Source organism: Streptomyces marokkonensis (assembly GCF_039539045.1).
Classification (GTDB): domain Bacteria; phylum Actinomycetota; class Actinomycetes; order Streptomycetales; family Streptomycetaceae; genus Streptomyces; species Streptomyces marokkonensis.
The window spans coordinates 27,872-43,275 of sequence record NZ_BAABCQ010000011.1 but is presented as its reverse complement, the minus strand read 5'-3'; the positions used below and the strand labels follow the sequence as shown (position 1 = coordinate 43,275).

Here is a 15,404-nt window from a genome sequence, read left to right as displayed (position 1 = left end):
CAGAACCCTACGCAGGGGCACTGACAGCGCCCCACCCCGATCCGCACTTTGTGTCGGTCTTGCAACACAGCGCGTGCCCGGACGGGCCGTCAGGCCAGGCCGGCCTCCTTCATCTGGCGCAGTTCCTTCTTCATCTCGGAGACCTCGTCGCGCAGCCGGGCCGCGATCTCGAACTGGAGGTCCGCGGCGGCCGCCCGCATACGGGTGGTGAGGTCCTCGATCTGTTCGGCGAGCTCCGCCGCGGGGCGGTCGGTCACCGCCGTCTCCTTCGCCCTGCCCTTGGCCGCCTTCGTCCCGGTCGCCGCCCGGCCGCCGAGGGCGGGCACCGGGGCCTTGGCGCTCTTGCCGTCCGGCGACTGGCGGTAGCCCGAGCCGAGCAGTCGCTCGGTGTCGACGTCCTCGCGGGCGATCTGTGCCACGATGTCGTTGATCTTCTTGCGGAGCGGCTGCGGATCGACGCCGTTCGCCTTGTTGTACGCGACCTGCTTCTCGCGGCGGCGGTTGGTCTCGTCGATCGCCTTCTCCATCGCCGGCGTGATCTGGTCGGCGTACATGTGGACCTGACCGGAGACATTGCGTGCCGCGCGGCCGATGGTCTGGATCAGGGAGGTGCCGGAGCGCAGGAAGCCCTGCTTGTCGGCGTCGAGGATCGCCACCAGGGAGACCTCGGGCAGGTCGAGGCCCTCCCTCAGCAGGTTGATGCCGACCAGGACGTCGTACTCGCCGGCCCGCAGCTCACGCAGGAGTTCGACGCGACGCAGGGTGTCGACGTCGCTGTGCAGGTAGCGGACCTGGATGCCGAGCTCCAGGAAGTAGTCGGTGAGGTCCTCGGCCATCTTCTTGGTGAGCGTGGTGACCAGGACGCGCTCGTCCTTCTCGGTCCGCTTGCGGATCTCGTGCACCAGGTCGTCGATCTGGCCCTCGGTGGGCTTGACGACGACCTCCGGGTCGACGAGGCCGGTGGGGCGGATGATCTGCTCGACGGCGCCGTCCGAGCGGGAGAGCTCGTAGGCGCCCGGGGTCGCCGACAGGTACACGGTCTGCCCGATGCGCCCCTGGAACTCCTCCCACTTCAACGGGCGGTTGTCCAGCGCGGAGGGCAGCCGGAAGCCGTGGTCGACGAGGGTCCGCTTGCGGGACGCGTCGCCCTCGTACATGGCGCCGATCTGCGGCACGGTGACGTGCGACTCGTCGATGACGAGCAGGAAGTCGTCCGGGAAGTAGTCCAGCAGAGTGTTCGGCGGGGAACCGGGCAGGCGGCCGTCGAAGTGCATGGAGTAGTTCTCCACGCCGGAGCAGGAGCCGATCTGGCGGAGCATCTCGAGGTCGTACGTCGTGCGCATCCTCAGGCGCTGGGCCTCCAGGAGCTTGCCCTGCCGCTCCAGCTCCGTCAGGCGCTCCGCCAGCTCCTTCTCGATGTCGTTGACAGCCCGCTCCAGGCGCTCGGGGCCCGCGACGTAGTGGGAGGCCGGGAAGACGTAGAGCTGCTGGTCGTCGCTGATGATCTCGCCGGTGACCGGATGGAGCGTCGACAGGGCCTCGATCTCGTCCCCGAACATCTCGATGCGGACCGCGAGCTCCTCGTAGACCGGGAAGATCTCGATGGTGTCGCCGCGCACCCGGAAGGTGCCGCGGGCGAAGGCCATGTCGTTGCGCGTGTACTGGATGTCCACGAAGCGGCGCAGCAGCTCGTCCCGGTCGTGCTCCTCGCCCACCCGGAGCGGGACCATGCGGTCCACGTACTCCTGCGGGGTGCCGAGGCCGTAGATGCAGGAGACGGAGGCGACCACGACGACGTCACGGCGGGTGAGCAGTGAGTTGGTCGCCGAGTGGCGCAGGCGCTCCACCTCCTCGTTGATCGAGGAGTCCTTCTCGATGTAGGTGTCCGACTGCGGGACGTACGCCTCGGGCTGGTAGTAGTCGTAGTACGAGACGAAGTACTCGACCGCGTTGTTCGGCAGCAGCTCGCGGAACTCGTTGGCCAGCTGGGCGGCGAGTGTCTTGTTCGGCGCCATCACGAGGGTGGGGCGCTGGAGCTTTTCGATCATCCACGCGGTGGTGGCGGACTTGCCGGTGCCGGTTGCGCCGAGCAGCACGACGTCCTTCTCGCCTGCTTCGACACGCCGGGCGAGTTCGGCGATGGCCGCCGGCTGGTCGCCGTTCGGCTGGTAGGGGCTGACGACCTCGAAGGGCGCCACCGTGCGTTCGATCTGAGAAACGGGCCGCATGACTTCCACCGTACGACCCCGCACTGACAACGGGCCCGGATCAGCGGTTCTGCGGGGTGCGGGAGCGCCGGTGCGCGAGGGGGCGGCGTGTGTGGTGCGCGGGGTGGTGCACCGGGTGGCGGACCGCGCGTGGGGCCTCGGTGTGGGCGGGGACGCCCGGCTTCCGCTCGACGGTACTTGTGGCGGGCTTCCCCACGACCATCAGCGGGTCGAACATGATCACCACACCGGCCAGGAGGAGGAAGGCGAGGGGGCCGATCAGCATGGGGGCGAGCAGCTCGGCGGGCGACCCTCCGGTGGAGGGGTCGGTGGTGCCGTGGAGGTGGACCTCCAGGGCGGCCATCCCCGTGTAGTGCATGCCGGTGACGGCCAGCCCCATGACCAGGCTGGCGCCCACGCTCCACAGGAACCCCCGGACCTGTCCGGCCGCCCACAGCGCGGCGGTGGCGGCGGCCATGGCTATGACGACGGACACGGCCACGGTGAACGTGTTGTACGTCAGCTGCCCGTCCAGGCGCATCCCGGCCATGCCCAGGTAGTGCATCGAGGCGATGCCCAGGCCGGTGATGGTGCCGCCGGTGAACAGGGCCGTTCCCCGCGCGCCCCGGTAGCCGACGATGAAGATCCCGACGCCCACCATGACGATGGCGACGGCCAGGCTGGCGAAGGTCATCAGCCAGTCATAGCGGACCGGCGTGTGTTCGATCGTGAACCCCATCATCGCGATGAAGTGCATGGTCCAGATGCCGGAGCCGATCGCCGCCGAGCCGAGCGCGAGCCATCCGGGGCGCCAGGACCGGGCGACCCGCATGGACCTGGTGGTGCAGCGCAGCCCGAGGGCACCGCCGAGGCAGGCCATGAGATAGGCCACCAGCGGTGTGACGAGTCCGTAGTTGAATCCCTCGACCGTGCCTTGCATGTGCGGCTGCCCTTCCGCTTTCCTACGCCCCGGTTACGTCCCGGAATTTGCTGATGTGCACGCCGTCCCAGCGCCGCGTGAGCGGTCAGGGTCGGAGCAGAGAGTATGACTCCCACCGGAATGGTCGAACGATTCTCCGGCAAAGAATCACGGGTTTGCCCCACTTGTGCAGCCCCGGTGAGCGGAGTTGAGCAACTCCATTAAGCCTTTGGCCATTCCGCAACCCTCTCTTGTTGACTCTCTGATGTCACAGTGGTGCTGTCCGTGATCGACCGACGCAAGGAGAACGCATGCACGTGCGCGCAGTTGCCGTCACGACCACCGCGCTTCTGGGAGTCGCCCTGCTCGCTCCGCTCTCGCACGCCCGGACCGCCAGGAGTGCCGACGACGCGCCCACGGTCGTCGCCCACAGGGGCGCTTCCGGGTATGCGCCGGAGAACACGCTGGCCGCCGTGGACAAGGCGGCCGAGCTGGGCATCCGCTGGGTGGAGAACGACGTACAGCGCACCAGGGACGGCGAACTCGTCGTCCTCCACGACGACAGCCTGCGCCGTACGACGAACGTGGAGGAGGTCTTCCCCGACCGGTCGCCCTGGAAGGTGAAGGACTTCACCGCCGCGGAGATCGCGCGGCTGGACGCGGGGAGCTGGTTCGGTTCCGAGTACGCGGGCGCGCGCGTGCCGACGCTGAAGCAGTACGTGGACCGCGTGGATCACAACCACCAGAAGCTGCTGCTGGAGCTGAAGAACCCCCAGCTGTACCCGGGCATCGAGCAGCAGACCCTCAAGGTTCTCGCCAACGAGGGCTGGCTCGACCGGCGGCATGTGGCGGCCCGGCTGGTCGTGCAGAGCTTCAGCGCGGACAGTGTCCGGACCGTCCACGAGCTCAAACCGGCCGTCAGGACCGGTTTCCTCGGCGCACCTTCCGTGTCGGACCTGCCCGAGTACGCCGAGTTCACCGACCAGATCAACCCGTCGTACGGCTCCCTGTCCAGGAGCTACGTCTCCGCCGTCCACGCCTTCACGGGATCACACGGCAGGCCGCTGGAGGTCTTCACCTGGACGGTCGACTCGGCGGGCACCGCCCGGCGGGCCGCCGAGTACGGCGTCGACGGCATCATCACCAACAAGCCCGACGTGGTGCGGGACGCCGTGGAGGGGGACGAGGACCGGGACGAGGACCGGGACGAGGACTACTCCGACCGGTGACCCGTTGACGCTCCTACGGGCTGTCAGCAGCCGGCCGTACCGTGGGCGCATGGACAACCATGGGGAGTACGAACAGCGGGTGGTGTGGACCGTCGTCGGCACCGGCATCGGTCCACTGCTGCTGGCCGCCACCCGCGTCGGTCTGGTCAACGTCGTGTTCCACGCCACCGACGCCGCGCGCGACCAGGCACTCGAAGGGCTCGCGGCCCGGCTGGGCACGGAGCCCGTCGAGGCGCCCGGCTCCCCGCTGCTGTCCGAGGCGATACGGCAGGTGGAGGCCTACTTCGCGGGCAGCCGGCGTGACTTCGACCTGCCGCTGGACTGGTCGCTGATCTCGGGCTTCAACCGACAGGTGCTGCGCGAGCTGGCATCGGGCGTCCCCTACGGCTCGGTCGTCGGCTACGGCGACCTCGCCGGCCGCGTCGGCCGGCCGGGCGCCGCCCAGGCGGTGGGCACGGCCATGGGGGCCAACCCGCTGCCGGTCGTCGTGCCGTGCCACCGGGTCGTGGAGAGCGATGGCGGCATCGGCGGGTTCGGGGGCGGCCTGGACACCAAGCGGCAGCTGCTCGCCCTGGAGGGCGTGCTGCCCGAGCCGCTGTTCTGAGGGACCGGCCGCCCGCGTGTACCGGGCGGCCGGTGCACCGAGTCGGCCGTGTGCGCGGAGCTGTGCCGGGCGGCGCCGGGCGGTGTCGGGCGGTGTCGGGCTACTCGTAGTGCCGTGCCTCGAAGATGTTGCCGTCCGGGTCGCCGAAGTAGAAGCTGCGCCGGGCCGCGCCGCGGGCACCGTAGGCGTCGTACGAGAGTTCCGAGACCGGCACCGACTGCTCCTCCAGGCGGGTGCGCAGTGCCTCGAAGTCGTGCCGTGACAGTGTCACGCAGACGTGGTTGACGGGATGGCCCGCACTGCCGTCGGCGCCGGGGAGCATGCGCATGCGTTCCGCCAGGGAGTGCGGTGCGAGGTCGAAAAGGGTCTCCTCGTTGAGGCGTACGGAGGGGAAGCTCACGGTCCCCGCGGCGTACTCCTCGAGCCGCAGGGGCTCCAGCCCCAGGGTCTTCTCGTAGAAACCGGCCGCGGCGACCGGGTCGCGCACCCAGAGGACGACATGGTCGAGACGTGTCGTGTTGTCCGTCATGGCTGTCAGCCTCGTGCCCTCCCTCCCGCTTCGCAAGAGTCCGGCGGGGACTCGGCGAGGGTTTGCCCCGGTCCTCGGCCCGCCAGAGATGAGGAGAACCGACGGACAGGAGGCAGACGCGTGATGCTGATGGTGTCGGAAGAGGTACGGGCGGCGATCGACGCGCGACACCCCGTGGTGGCGCTGGAGTCCACGATCATCGCGCACGGGCTGCCACGCCCGCGCAATCTGCTGGTGGCACGGGAGCTGGAGGAGACGGTACGGCGGGAGGGCGCCGTACCGGCGACCGTCGCCGTGCTGGACGGACGGCCCCGTGTCGGCCTGGACAAGGAGCAGCTGGAGCGGGTCGCGAACGAGGACGGCGTCCGCAAGCTGGGCCACCGGGACCTGCCGCTCGCGGTGGCCGCCGGGGCGAGCGGCGCGACGACCGTGTCGGCCACCGCCCTGCTGGCGGCCCTGGCGGGCGTGCGGGTGTTCGCGACCGGCGGGCTCGGCGGCGTGCACCGCGAGTGGACGGCGACGCAGGACGAGTCGGCGGATCTGGGCCTGCTGGCACGCACCCGGATCACGGTGGTCTGCGCGGGCGTGAAGTCCATCCTGGACGTGCCGGCGACCCTGCAACGGCTGGAGACGCTGGGCGTCGCGGTGGCCGGTTACGGTACGGGCCGCTTCCCCGGCTTCTACCTGTCCGACTCGGGTCATCCGGTGGACTGGACGCTGGACACCCCGGAGCAGGTGGCGGCGGTCATGCGGGCGCAGGACACGCTCGGTGGGCCGCGGTCCGCCCTCGTGGTCGCCAATCCCGTCCCCGAGGACGAGCAGCTCGACCCCGCGCTGCACGGGCGGGTGCTCGCCGACGCGCTGCACGCGTGCGAGGAGGAGCGGGTCACGGGCCAGGCGGTCACCCCGTTCCTGCTCGACCACCTGGTACGGCACACCGACGGTGCCTCACTGAGCGCCAACCTGGCGGCCGTGCGCGGGAACGTGCGGCTGGCGGCGCGCGTCGCGGCGGCCTGGGCCGGGGCGTGACCGCGGAGCCTGGCGGCGCGCTGCTGGTCGTCGGGGACGTCGTCACGGACGTCGTCGCCCGGCACCGCGGACCGCTGGCCGCCGGCACGGACACGGCCGCCTCGATCCGCCGGCTGCCCGGCGGGGCGGGTGCCAACGTGGCCTGCTGGGCCGCCTGCGCAGGGTGCGGTGACGTACGGCTGCTGGGGCGCGTCGGCGCCGACGCGGCGGCCTGGCACGAGCGGGAGCTGGCCGCCCATGGTGTGCGTCCCGTCCTGGTCGTCGACCCGGAGGCGCCGACGGGGACGGTGATCTGTCTGGTCGACGCGGGCGACTCGGCCGAGCGGACGTTCCTGACGGACAGCGGGGCGTCGCTGCGGATCGGGCCAGGCGACTGGTCGGGCGGGCTGCTGGACGGCGTGGCCCGGCTGCACCTGTCGGGCTACCTCCTGTTCTCGGAACCGAGCCGCGCTCTGGTGCCGGTCGCCCTGGCGGCGGCACGCGCGCGGGGAGTGCCGGTCAGTCTGGATCCTGCGTCGGCGGGTTTCCTCACCGGGCTGGGCGTCGGCCGCTTCCTGGACTTGGTCTCGGGAGTGGACGTCCTGCTGCCCAGCCGTGACGAGGCGTGCCTGCTCACCGGGTTGCGCGACCCGGTGGACGCGGCGGCGAAGCTGAGCCGGCACGTCCCGCTGGTGATCGCCAAGCAGGGCGCGGAGGGTGCCCTGGTGGCCCGGTCCGGCGCCGTGTGCGCGCGTGTCCCCGCCGCCCCGGCGTCGCCGCGGGACAGTACGGGCGCCGGTGACGCCTTCACCGGCGCGTTCCTCGCCGCGCTGCTCGCGGGCGAGGAGCCCGAGGAGGCGGCGGCCGCAGGGTGCCTGGCGGGGGCGAGGGCGGTCGAACGGGTGGGCGGGAGACCTCCACGGGCAGCCGGCTGAGGGCCGCTGAGGGCAGGCTGAGGGCCAACCGGGCAGGTGGGAGGGGGAGGGGACATGGACGACAACGCGTCAAGCCCCTCCCCTACGGCTTGCGCCCCCACGCCGAGATCATCGGAGCCGTCGCGAGGTCCATGCCGCCGGACGCGACGTTCGCCAGGTGGCGGTCGATGTCCTCGTGCGTGGCCGCACCGGCGCCGACCAACTGGTCGCGGACCTGACGGACCGTCGCGGACTCCAGCGCGGCGCACGCGGGTGAGGTGACCGGGAAGTGTGCGTCGGCCTCCACACGGCGCAGCCCGGCCTCCCGGAGCAGACGCGGGAGCCGACGGCCGCAGGAGAGATCGGCACCGCGGTGGGCCAGCAGCTGGCGGAAGCCGTGCCGCAGCCGGTTCGCCAGCTGCTGCTCGGGGCCGTGCTCGTCGGGGCAGAGCAGGGGCTGCAGCGCGGGATCGGCGTCCTCGACAAGGAGGCGCCCACCCGGTCGCAGGGCCCTGACCATCGACCGCACCGCCCGTTCCCGGTCCGGCACGTGGACGAGCACGAGCCGGGCGTGCACCAGGTCGAAGCCCTCCCCCGGCGGTTCCTCCGCGCCCACGTCGTGCACGCGCACCTCGACCGGATGCCGGCCGGCCGGAGCGACCCGCGAGGTGTCGATGTCGGTCGCGAGCACCCTGCCGGTCCGCCCCACCGTCTTGGCCAGCCAGGACACCACCGAGGTGCCCCCGGCTCCGACCTCCCAGCAACGCCAGCCGGGGCCGACACCGAGCGCCTGGAGGTACCGAAACGTCGTGGGGTCGAAGAGTGCGGCGAAGGCGTCGAAGCGCTCCGCAGCCTCGGCCCGCCGGTTGTCGAGAAGGTATCCGTCGGTTCGCGTCATGCGCCGATCATCCCAGTTGTCCGGCTTGCCCGAAGTGGTCGACGCTCCGGGGGTACGCCGGGGCGACTTCGGAGATCAAGGCGCGCCGGGACGGGTGAGCCGAGCGTGCCCGGGGGGCGCCGCCATGCCTGACGTCAGTGACCCTTGCGTGTTCTGTGGCGCATCCCATAAGTTACTGAAGGGTAGCCTGCTGGCGGGAGATCCCGGCGGTTCTCTTCCTGCGGCATGGCCCGACCGAGGAAGGCGCGGCGATCATGTGCCGTGCCGAGCAGAGCACTGCCCCGATCGAGGCCGCCGCCGCCGAGATCCACGACCCGCTCCGCTACGCCCTGCGTGGCAGTCCTGGTGCCGAACCCGGAGCCCGGCCGTAGCCCGCAGCCGCCCGGCCGCTTCACCTACATCGCTCGAAGGAGTCGCTATGCCCTCGCTCGACCGTCACGACAACGTCTTCGTCCTCGACCTCGGCGACGGGGAGAACCGCTTCCATCCCGACTGGCTCACCACGGTCGGCGCCGCGCTCGACGAAGTCGAGAAGGCGGAGGGCCCGCGCGCCCTGGTCACCGCCGCCACCGGCAAGTTCTACTCCAACGGGCTCGACCTGGACTGGCTGTTCGCCCATGCCGATCAGCACCAGGACTACGTCGTCTCGGTCCACGAGCTGTTCGCGCGGATGCTGTCGCTGCCGGCCGTCACGGTGGCCGCGCTGCAGGGGCACACCTTCGCCGCCGGCGCGATGTTCTCCCTGGCCCACGACTTCCGTGTCATGCGCGCCGACCGCGGCTACTGGTGCCTGCCCGAGGCGGACATCAACATCCCCTTCACCCCCGGCATGGCCGCGCTCATCCAGTCCCGGCTGGCACCGCAGACGGCGCACGAGGCCATGCTCACCGCCCGCCGCTACGGCGGCACCGACGCGGCGGCCGCCGGCATCGTCGACCGGGCGGTCGGCGAGGACGCCGTGCGCTCGGCCGCGATCGAGATCGCCCAGGCTCAGGTGAACAAGGCCGGCGACGCCCTCGGCACCATCAAGGCCCGCATGTACGGCCCGGCTCTGGCCACCCTGCGCGACACCACCGCCCCGCTCGGCTGAACCGGCGTCCCACCGACCCCGCCACCCCACTGACCCGCTACCCCGCTCTCCGGCGTTCTGCCCGGGGGCGGGCCGCGTCAGCCGCTCCACGCGGGGTGCCGTGGATCGTCGGCGCGTACCAGGACGTCTGCGGCGCCGGAAGGATCGCTCTCCTCCTCGTAGCGGTCGAAGGCGGGGAGGGTCCAGTGCTCGGCCTCGGGGGTGCGGCGGCGCAGTGCGCCGGGGCCGAGTACGAGGTGGACGCTCAGATCGAGGGGAAACCACTGGTGCAGCAGGAAGGGGCCATGCAGCAGCAGCGCACCGCCGGGCGGGACGTGGACGTAGGCGCTGCGGGTGGCGCGGTCGGTGGCCGGGTCCCGCAGGTCGGGCAGGACACGCCCGTCGCCACCGGGTCCGAGGGGGTCGAAGACCTCGCGCCACAGGGCGCCGGTGTCGTGCCAGCCGCTGTAGTAGGACTCGACGTCCTGACGCCCGTACTCGAGGCGGAGGGAGGCGGGGCGCAGGAAACCCTCCGTCCCGACGACGAGGGAGGGCCGGCCGCGGATGCGCAGCGCGGCGGAGACCCGGTCCGCGAGGTCGCCGGGGCGGGCGGCCGGGGCACCGTCGAAGGCGACGCGCGGCCAGGCACTTCCGTCGGCGGGCTCGAGGTCGAGCAGGCGATCGGCGAGCAGGTCGCCGAGCCGGTCCCAGGTGATCGCTTCCAGTCGCACCCGCCCATGATGCGTCAGCCGCCGGGCTGCCCGCCCGCCCGCCTGGACGCTCGCGTATGCGCTCGCGCCGATCGGCCATGGTCACCGTGCCCGTGCGGAGGTTGACTTGGAGTGATCGATGACCGACGGTGCCGAGCGTGCATCGACGCGACGAGTGGGAGCCGACACGACATGATCGACGGACCGTACTTCGTGCTGATGGTGCTGGGTGTACTCGGGACCGGTCTGACGGCCGGCGTCTTCTGCGCGTTCTCGACCTTCGTCGTGCGGGGGCTCGCGGCGCTGCCGCCCGCGCAGGGCGTCGCCGCGATGAACGCGGTCAACACGGCCGCGGTGCGGCCGGCCTTCATGCTCGTGTTCCTCGGAACGTCGCTGCTGGCGGCGGTCATCGCGGTGGTGACGTTCGTACGGTGGCCTGAGGGGGCCGCGGTGGAGCTGCTGCTGGGCAGCGCGCTGTTCCTGTGCGGGTCGTTCGGGGTGACGGCGGCCGCCAACGTGCCACGCAACTCCGCGCTGCTCCGGCTCGAGCCCGGCAGCGCGGAGGCGGCCGCCCGATGGTCCTCGTACGTGCGCGAGTGGACGGCGTGGAACCACGTCCGCACGGCTGCCTCGGCCGCGTCGTCGGTGGCGTACGTGCTGGCCCTCACGTGACTGGCCTACTGGCCGGAGACACAGGTCAGGGTGAACGGATCACCGTTTCCGGATCACCGTTTCCGGATCACCGTTTCCGGATCACGGTTTGCGGGCCACCGCTCCGTACCCGGGAATGACCCCCTCCTCCTGTCCGGCGACCGGCTCGCCCAGTTCCGGGTGCCACAGGTGGGGCACCTCGACGCCGGGCTCGACCAGATCGAGGCCGGTGAAGAAGCGGGCGAACTCCTCGCGTGAGCGCAGGGCCAGGGTGACACCGGCGGCCTTGAGCTTCTCGGTGGCCGCCCGCGACTCCTCTGGCGTGAAGTCTGCCGTCGCGTGGGTCATCACCAGGTGGCTGCCGGAGGGCAGCGCCGACAGCAGCCGGCCGACCAGGTCGTGCGCGCCGTCCTCGTCGGAGACGAAGTGCAGCAGCGCGACCAGGGACAGCGCGACGGGCCGGTCGAAGTCCAGGACCTTCCTGGCGCCGTCCAGGATCGCGTCCGGGTCCCTGACGTCGGCCTGGAGGTACTCCGTCGCCCCCTCGGGCGTGCCGCGCAGCAGGGCCGCCGCGTGAGCCAGCACGATGGGGTCGTTGTCGCAGTAGACGACGCGGACGTCGGGGGCGGCCTCCTGAGCGACCTGGTGCAGGTTGGGCTCGGTCGGGATGCCGGTACCGACGTCCAGGAACTGCCGTATGCCCTGGCCGGCGAGCCAGCGGGTGGCGCGGTGCATGAAGGCGCGGTTGACCCGCGCCATCACCGGCACCCTCGGGTCCAGCATGAGCATCTGCCGGCCCATCGCCTCGTCGACCGGGTAGTTGTCCTTGCCACCGAGGTACCAGTCGTACATCCGCGCGGGGTGCGGCCTACTCGTGTCGATCTCGGTGCGGTGCTGCCCGGTCATGACGAGCTCCAAGGTGTTGGGTTTTTGCCCTGGCGAGGGTGACGGCGACGGACGGTGCGGGTGAGTGGATGACTGGATGGGTGAATGGGTGGGTGATGGCGCTACGAGTGATGACTAAGAGTGATGACCGGAGTGAACGTGGTGGGTGATCAACTCAGTGCCAAGCAGCTTAGAAAACAAGCATCAACAGAACACATGTTTCAGGACAGCAGGAAGTCCGCCTCTCCCGCCTTCGCTCCCTCGACGAAGGCCGTCATCTCGGCGGAGGTGTAGATCAACGCCGGTCCGTCGGGGTCGGTGGACTGCCGTACCGCGATCCGGCCGTCGGCGAGCTTCATCGCCTCCAGGCAGTTGCCCCCGTTGCCGCCGCTCCACGGCTTGTGCCAACCCTCGCTGCCCAGCTCACGGGCGGGCATGCCGTTGTAGATCCGCTCGTTGTGGAGCCGCTCGCCGCGGTTGTACGGCGAGCGCTGGGGTTTGATGCGGTTCATTCACAGCTCCTTGCGGAGATCCCGGAGGAACTCCTTCGTGCGATGTGCCGTGGCGGCCTGCGCCGCCATGCGGTCCATGACCTCGAGATGGGTCGCCACCTCGGCGCGCGCGTCGAGGTAGACGGCACCGGTCAGGTACTCGCTGTAGACCATGTCCGGCAGTTCCGGCATGGCGAATCGGAACAGCACGAAGGGCCCGTACGTGCCCGGGTGCGGCCCGCTGGAGAATGGGGCGACCTGGAGTGTCACGTTGGGCAGCTTCGTGGCATCGAGCAGTTTGTCGATCTGGGCGCGCATCACCTCCGGGCCCCCGGCGGGGCGGCGCAGAGCGGTCTCGTCCATCACGACCCACAGCCTGGGCGCGTCCTCGCGGGTGAGCAGTTCCTGGCGCCGCATGCGCAGGTCGACGTGGCGTTCGATGTCGTCGGGCCGGGTCTGCCCGATGGCTCCCGAGCGCAGCACCCCGCGCGCGTAGTCCTCCGTCTGCAGCACTCCGGGGACGAAGTGGGGCTCGTAGGAGCGGATGAGGGAGGCCGCGCCCTCCAGGCTGACGTACATGGAGAACCAGCCCGGCAGGATGTCGTGGAAGCGCTGCCACCAACCGGGCTGGTTGGCGTCCTCCGCCAGCTGGACGAAGGCGTCGGCCTCCTCGTCCTCGATGCCGTAGGCCTTCAGCAGGAGCTGGAGGTACGGGATCTTGAGGGCGACCTCGGCCATCTCCATCCGGCGGACCGTGGCGGGGGCGACGCGCAGGATGCGGGCGGCTTCCTCGCGTTTGAGACCGGCGCGTTCGCGCAGGTCCAGCAGGCGCCGGCCGAGGACGACCTGGCCGACCGTCGGCGCGGACCGCGGCTCGCTCACCGCCCACCTCCTGAAGAGTCCCGAAAGAGTCCTGACACGTCTTTGTGCGGACAGCCCGGCGGCGCCATTCGAAGACCCGTTCGAGAACCTGGTCGGGCTCCCGCTGGTCCGAAGTGGCGCCGCTCGACGTGCTGTTGCGAGCAGTGTGCCACGGCCGTCCAGACCGTCACACAGCACTCTGCATTTTTCAGAGTGGCTCTTGCCAAGTGTTCACGGCGGGGCGATAGTGGCAAGCGTGATTCCGTCCGCGCCCTTAGGAACAGACGCCGCCGCGGGCTCCCTGGGCCTCGGTGCCGCCATGGGAGTCTCTTCGGGGGCCCCCGCCGCCGAGCGCCGGTTCCGCTTCGAGCTGGCCGCACATCCGGGCTCCCCCGCGCAGGCCAGACACCTGACACGCGCCCGGCTGAACGGCTGGTCGGTGTGCGAGGACACCTGCGACACCGCGGCTCTGGTGGTCTCCGAGCTGGTGACCAACGCGATCGTGCACACCGCGAGCAGACACATAGTGTGCGAGCTGCACGACGGCGCCGACCTGGTCCGCATAGCCGTACGCGACGAGGGCTGCGCCCCCGGCAAGCCCCACCCGTCGGCCGGCCGGCAGCCCGAGGACGAGCACGGCAGAGGGCTGCTCCTCGTCGACGCCCTGTGCGACGCCTGGGGTGCCCAGGAGCACGGCCCCGGACTGCTGGTCTGGGCCGAGCTGCCACGCAAGGCCGACGAGCCGCGCGATCCGTCGGAGCCCCACAACGACCTGGGGTGGGGAGCCCGCCCGAAGCCCGGCCCCGCCGACGGCACGGGCGACGGCGGCGAGGAGGAGGGACGCCACCTTCCGGCCCCCCGCGGAACGGGGACCGAATGGCCATGAGGGCCGCATCCGGCATCCGACCGCTCGGTCTGGACACACTCGTCCGCCTCCAGCGCGGAATGCACGCCCCCGGGACACTCCGACGGCTGCCCGTGCCGGACGGTATGACCGCCCCACTGGGCTGCGACGCGGTGGCGGTGCCCGCCCGTTTCGGCCCCCTGGTGCTGCCCCGGCTGCCGCGCGTGGGCTGCGTCTACGCCGACGACGCGCACTGGTGGTGGATCGTCCCGTCCGACTCCGACTACGCCCTGGACTGGCCCGCGCCCGCGCGGTACGCCACAGGCGCGGTCGTCCTCGACGCCCCGGACGTCCCCGGCCTCATCCACCGTCCGGACGGCACGGTCCCGTACACCCCGCCGATTCCGCTCTACCTGGCGCTGTGCCGGCTCACGGACACGACGCCCACATGGTCGCGGCCGGTGAGCGCGTAGACGCCGCCGCGCTCAGGCGGCCGCGTCGCCGACGACGTCACCGCGGACATCACCGCGGACATCACCGCGGACGATGACCAGGAACATGTCCGTGGCAAGGTCCATGACGACCTCCGCGGGCAGGCCCTCCAGACGCCGCGCGTTCGCGAACTCCTCCGCCGGCCAGGATCCTCGCGGCCCGCCGGCGGGAAAGCGTTCGAGCACCGTTCGCCCGTTCACCCCGCACCTCCATGTAGCGCTGTACTCGTAGAGTCAAACGCCAACCATGGAGCGAACGCCTCGCGCGGTGATGGTACTGAGACATAGTTGACACCCGTTCACCGCAAAGCGTGAGCGGCACCTCAGCCGTTCGGGCCCTTTCGCCACGGTGTGTGTCAGTCCTCGTACTCGTCGTGGTAGCGGATGTTCCCGCTGCCCGCGGGCGCGCCGAGGGCCGACGCGCGCCCCTCCGGTTTCTCCCACTGCTCCTGCCGGCCGAGCGCGGTCAGATCGAGCAGCGTGGTGGTCGAGCCGATTCCGTCCAGGCCGCGCTCGTACGTCGAGTAGGTGTGGAACACCCGGTCGCGGTCCCGCAGGAAGCAGCTGACGCCCGGCCTCTCGACCAGCTCGCCCTCGTGTTCGAGGGTCGCCTCGAAGTCGGTGTTGAAGTCGCTGACGTACGACGAGTACCAGGGCAGCGTCCAGCCCATCCGCGCCTTGAACGGCAGGATCCTCGGGTACGGCGCCCGGGAGACGGCCGCGAAGGACGTACCGCGGGCCCTCAGGTGCGCGAGGTGCCCGATCTGATCCAGGAACGCCGAGCAGCTGCGGCAGCCGGCGTCCCACTCGGGCGCGAACATGAAGTGGTAGACGACGAGCTGATCGCGCCCCTCGAAGAGGTCGAGCAGGGAGGCCTTGCCGTCTCCGCCCTCGAACACGTACTCCTTGTCGACCTCCACCATGGGCAGCCCGCGCCGCTCGGCGTTGAGCGCGTCACGCGCGCGCGTGGCCGCCTTCTCCTCGACCAGCAGTGCCTCGCGCGCCGCGCGCCAGTCCGCGCGGGTGACGATCTTGGGCAGCGACATGTTCCAGCTCCTCCTGTGCGACGCGTATCGGTCCGTCGGGGTGGTGAC

General features: G+C 71.0%; 18 protein-coding genes. 8 read left to right on the top strand and 10 right to left on the bottom strand.

What is annotated here, in order from left to right; all coding sequences use genetic code 11:
* Window positions 1-89 precede the first annotated feature (89 nt).
* Together uvrB and ABEA26_RS04455 are read right to left on the bottom strand one after the other, a co-directional pair.
* Window positions 90-2,228 (bottom strand): excinuclease ABC subunit UvrB, encoded by a 2,139-nt coding sequence (gene uvrB / locus ABEA26_RS04460; protein ID WP_345589405.1) that lies wholly within the window; start codon window positions 2,226-2,228, stop codon window positions 90-92.
* 40 nt (window positions 2,229-2,268) lie between these two features.
* On the bottom strand, window positions 2,269-3,147 hold the full coding sequence (locus tag ABEA26_RS04455) for an MHYT domain-containing protein (RefSeq protein ID WP_345589403.1): 879 nt from the start codon (window positions 3,145-3,147) through the stop codon (window positions 2,269-2,271).
* Window positions 3,148-3,437: 290 nt separating this feature from the next.
* Here ABEA26_RS04455 and ABEA26_RS04450 point away from each other — a divergent pair, with 290 nt between their 5' ends.
* Both ABEA26_RS04450 and ABEA26_RS04445 read left to right on the top strand, forming a co-directional pair.
* Window positions 3,438-4,355 carry a glycerophosphodiester phosphodiesterase gene (locus ABEA26_RS04450; RefSeq protein WP_345589401.1) on the top strand — a complete coding sequence of 306 codons (918 nt, stop codon included), beginning with the start codon at window positions 3,438-3,440 and terminating at the stop codon, window positions 4,353-4,355.
* A 49-nt stretch (window positions 4,356-4,404) separates the two neighbouring features.
* Window positions 4,405-4,959 carry a methylated-DNA--[protein]-cysteine S-methyltransferase gene (locus ABEA26_RS04445; RefSeq protein WP_345589399.1) on the top strand — a complete coding sequence of 185 codons (555 nt, stop codon included), beginning with the start codon at window positions 4,405-4,407 and terminating at the stop codon, window positions 4,957-4,959.
* Between the two features lie 100 nt (window positions 4,960-5,059).
* Here the strand turns inward: ABEA26_RS04445 and ABEA26_RS04440 are convergent, their stop codons facing one another.
* A complete protein-coding gene (locus tag ABEA26_RS04440; protein ID WP_345589397.1) occupies window positions 5,060-5,488 on the bottom strand; it encodes a VOC family protein in 429 nt (142 codons plus the stop codon).
* Window positions 5,489-5,611: 123 nt separating this feature from the next.
* Here ABEA26_RS04440 and ABEA26_RS04435 point away from each other — a divergent pair, with 123 nt between their 5' ends.
* Together ABEA26_RS04435 and ABEA26_RS04430 are read left to right on the top strand one after the other, a co-directional pair.
* Window positions 5,612-6,517 carry a pseudouridine-5'-phosphate glycosidase gene (locus ABEA26_RS04435; protein ID WP_345589459.1) on the top strand — a complete coding sequence of 302 codons (906 nt, stop codon included), beginning with the start codon at window positions 5,612-5,614 and terminating at the stop codon, window positions 6,515-6,517.
* Window positions 6,514-7,431, top strand: coding sequence for a carbohydrate kinase family protein (locus ABEA26_RS04430; RefSeq protein ID WP_345589395.1), 918 nt, complete (start codon window positions 6,514-6,516; stop codon window positions 7,429-7,431). Before ABEA26_RS04435 ends, ABEA26_RS04430 begins: the two co-directional genes overlap by 4 nt.
* A gap of 82 nt (window positions 7,432-7,513) precedes the next feature.
* On the opposite strand, the gene ABEA26_RS04425 is transcribed toward ABEA26_RS04430, so the two are convergent.
* On the bottom strand, window positions 7,514-8,308 hold the full coding sequence (locus tag ABEA26_RS04425; RefSeq protein ID WP_345589393.1) for a class I SAM-dependent methyltransferase: 795 nt from the start codon (window positions 8,306-8,308) through the stop codon (window positions 7,514-7,516).
* Between the two features lie 418 nt (window positions 8,309-8,726).
* Between ABEA26_RS04425 and ABEA26_RS04420 the strand changes: the two genes are divergently transcribed.
* Window positions 8,727-9,398: an enoyl-CoA hydratase-related protein gene (locus tag ABEA26_RS04420; RefSeq protein ID WP_345589391.1), complete on the top strand. Its 672-nt coding sequence runs from the start codon at window positions 8,727-8,729 to the stop codon at window positions 9,396-9,398.
* A gap of 77 nt (window positions 9,399-9,475) precedes the next feature.
* Here ABEA26_RS04420 and ABEA26_RS04415 read toward each other — a convergent pair whose 3' ends face one another.
* Entirely contained in the window at window positions 9,476-10,108 is a 633-nt protein-coding gene (locus ABEA26_RS04415; RefSeq protein WP_345589389.1) for a nucleoside/nucleotide kinase family protein, read from the bottom strand.
* Between the two features lie 171 nt (window positions 10,109-10,279).
* Between ABEA26_RS04415 and ABEA26_RS04410 the strand changes: the two genes are divergently transcribed.
* The gene (locus ABEA26_RS04410) at window positions 10,280-10,759 is read left to right on the top strand and encodes an anthrone oxygenase family protein (RefSeq protein WP_345589387.1); all 480 of its coding nucleotides are present in this window, start codon (window positions 10,280-10,282) and stop codon (window positions 10,757-10,759) included.
* 81 nt (window positions 10,760-10,840) lie between these two features.
* Here ABEA26_RS04410 and ABEA26_RS04405 read toward each other — a convergent pair whose 3' ends face one another.
* The 3 genes from ABEA26_RS04405 to ABEA26_RS04395 form a co-directional block, all read right to left on the bottom strand.
* The gene (locus ABEA26_RS04405) at window positions 10,841-11,644 is read right to left on the bottom strand and encodes an SAM-dependent methyltransferase (protein WP_345589386.1); all 804 of its coding nucleotides are present in this window, start codon (window positions 11,642-11,644) and stop codon (window positions 10,841-10,843) included.
* A 200-nt stretch (window positions 11,645-11,844) separates the two neighbouring features.
* The gene (locus tag ABEA26_RS04400; protein WP_345589384.1) at window positions 11,845-12,135 is read right to left on the bottom strand and encodes a DUF397 domain-containing protein; all 291 of its coding nucleotides are present in this window, start codon (window positions 12,133-12,135) and stop codon (window positions 11,845-11,847) included.
* Window positions 12,136-12,996 carry a helix-turn-helix domain-containing protein gene (locus ABEA26_RS04395; RefSeq protein WP_345589382.1) on the bottom strand — a complete coding sequence of 287 codons (861 nt, stop codon included), beginning with the start codon at window positions 12,994-12,996 and terminating at the stop codon, window positions 12,136-12,138.
* A 226-nt stretch (window positions 12,997-13,222) separates the two neighbouring features.
* Between ABEA26_RS04395 and ABEA26_RS04390 the strand changes: the two genes are divergently transcribed.
* Together ABEA26_RS04390 and ABEA26_RS04385 are read left to right on the top strand one after the other, a co-directional pair.
* On the top strand, window positions 13,223-13,861 hold the full coding sequence (locus ABEA26_RS04390; RefSeq protein WP_345589380.1) for an ATP-binding protein: 639 nt from the start codon (window positions 13,223-13,225) through the stop codon (window positions 13,859-13,861).
* Entirely contained in the window at window positions 13,858-14,292 is a 435-nt protein-coding gene (locus ABEA26_RS04385; protein WP_345589378.1) for a hypothetical protein, read from the top strand. Before ABEA26_RS04390 ends, ABEA26_RS04385 begins: the two co-directional genes overlap by 4 nt.
* Window positions 14,293-14,304: 12 nt before the next feature.
* Here ABEA26_RS04385 and ABEA26_RS04380 read toward each other — a convergent pair whose 3' ends face one another.
* On the bottom strand, window positions 14,305-14,511 hold the full coding sequence (locus ABEA26_RS04380) for a hypothetical protein (protein WP_345589376.1): 207 nt from the start codon (window positions 14,509-14,511) through the stop codon (window positions 14,305-14,307).
* 155 nt (window positions 14,512-14,666) lie between these two features.
* Window positions 14,667-15,356, bottom strand: a complete 690-nt coding sequence (locus ABEA26_RS04375) for a DUF899 domain-containing protein (RefSeq protein ID WP_345589375.1) — start codon at window positions 15,354-15,356, stop codon at window positions 14,667-14,669.
* Between the last annotated feature and the right edge of the window lie 48 nt (window positions 15,357-15,404).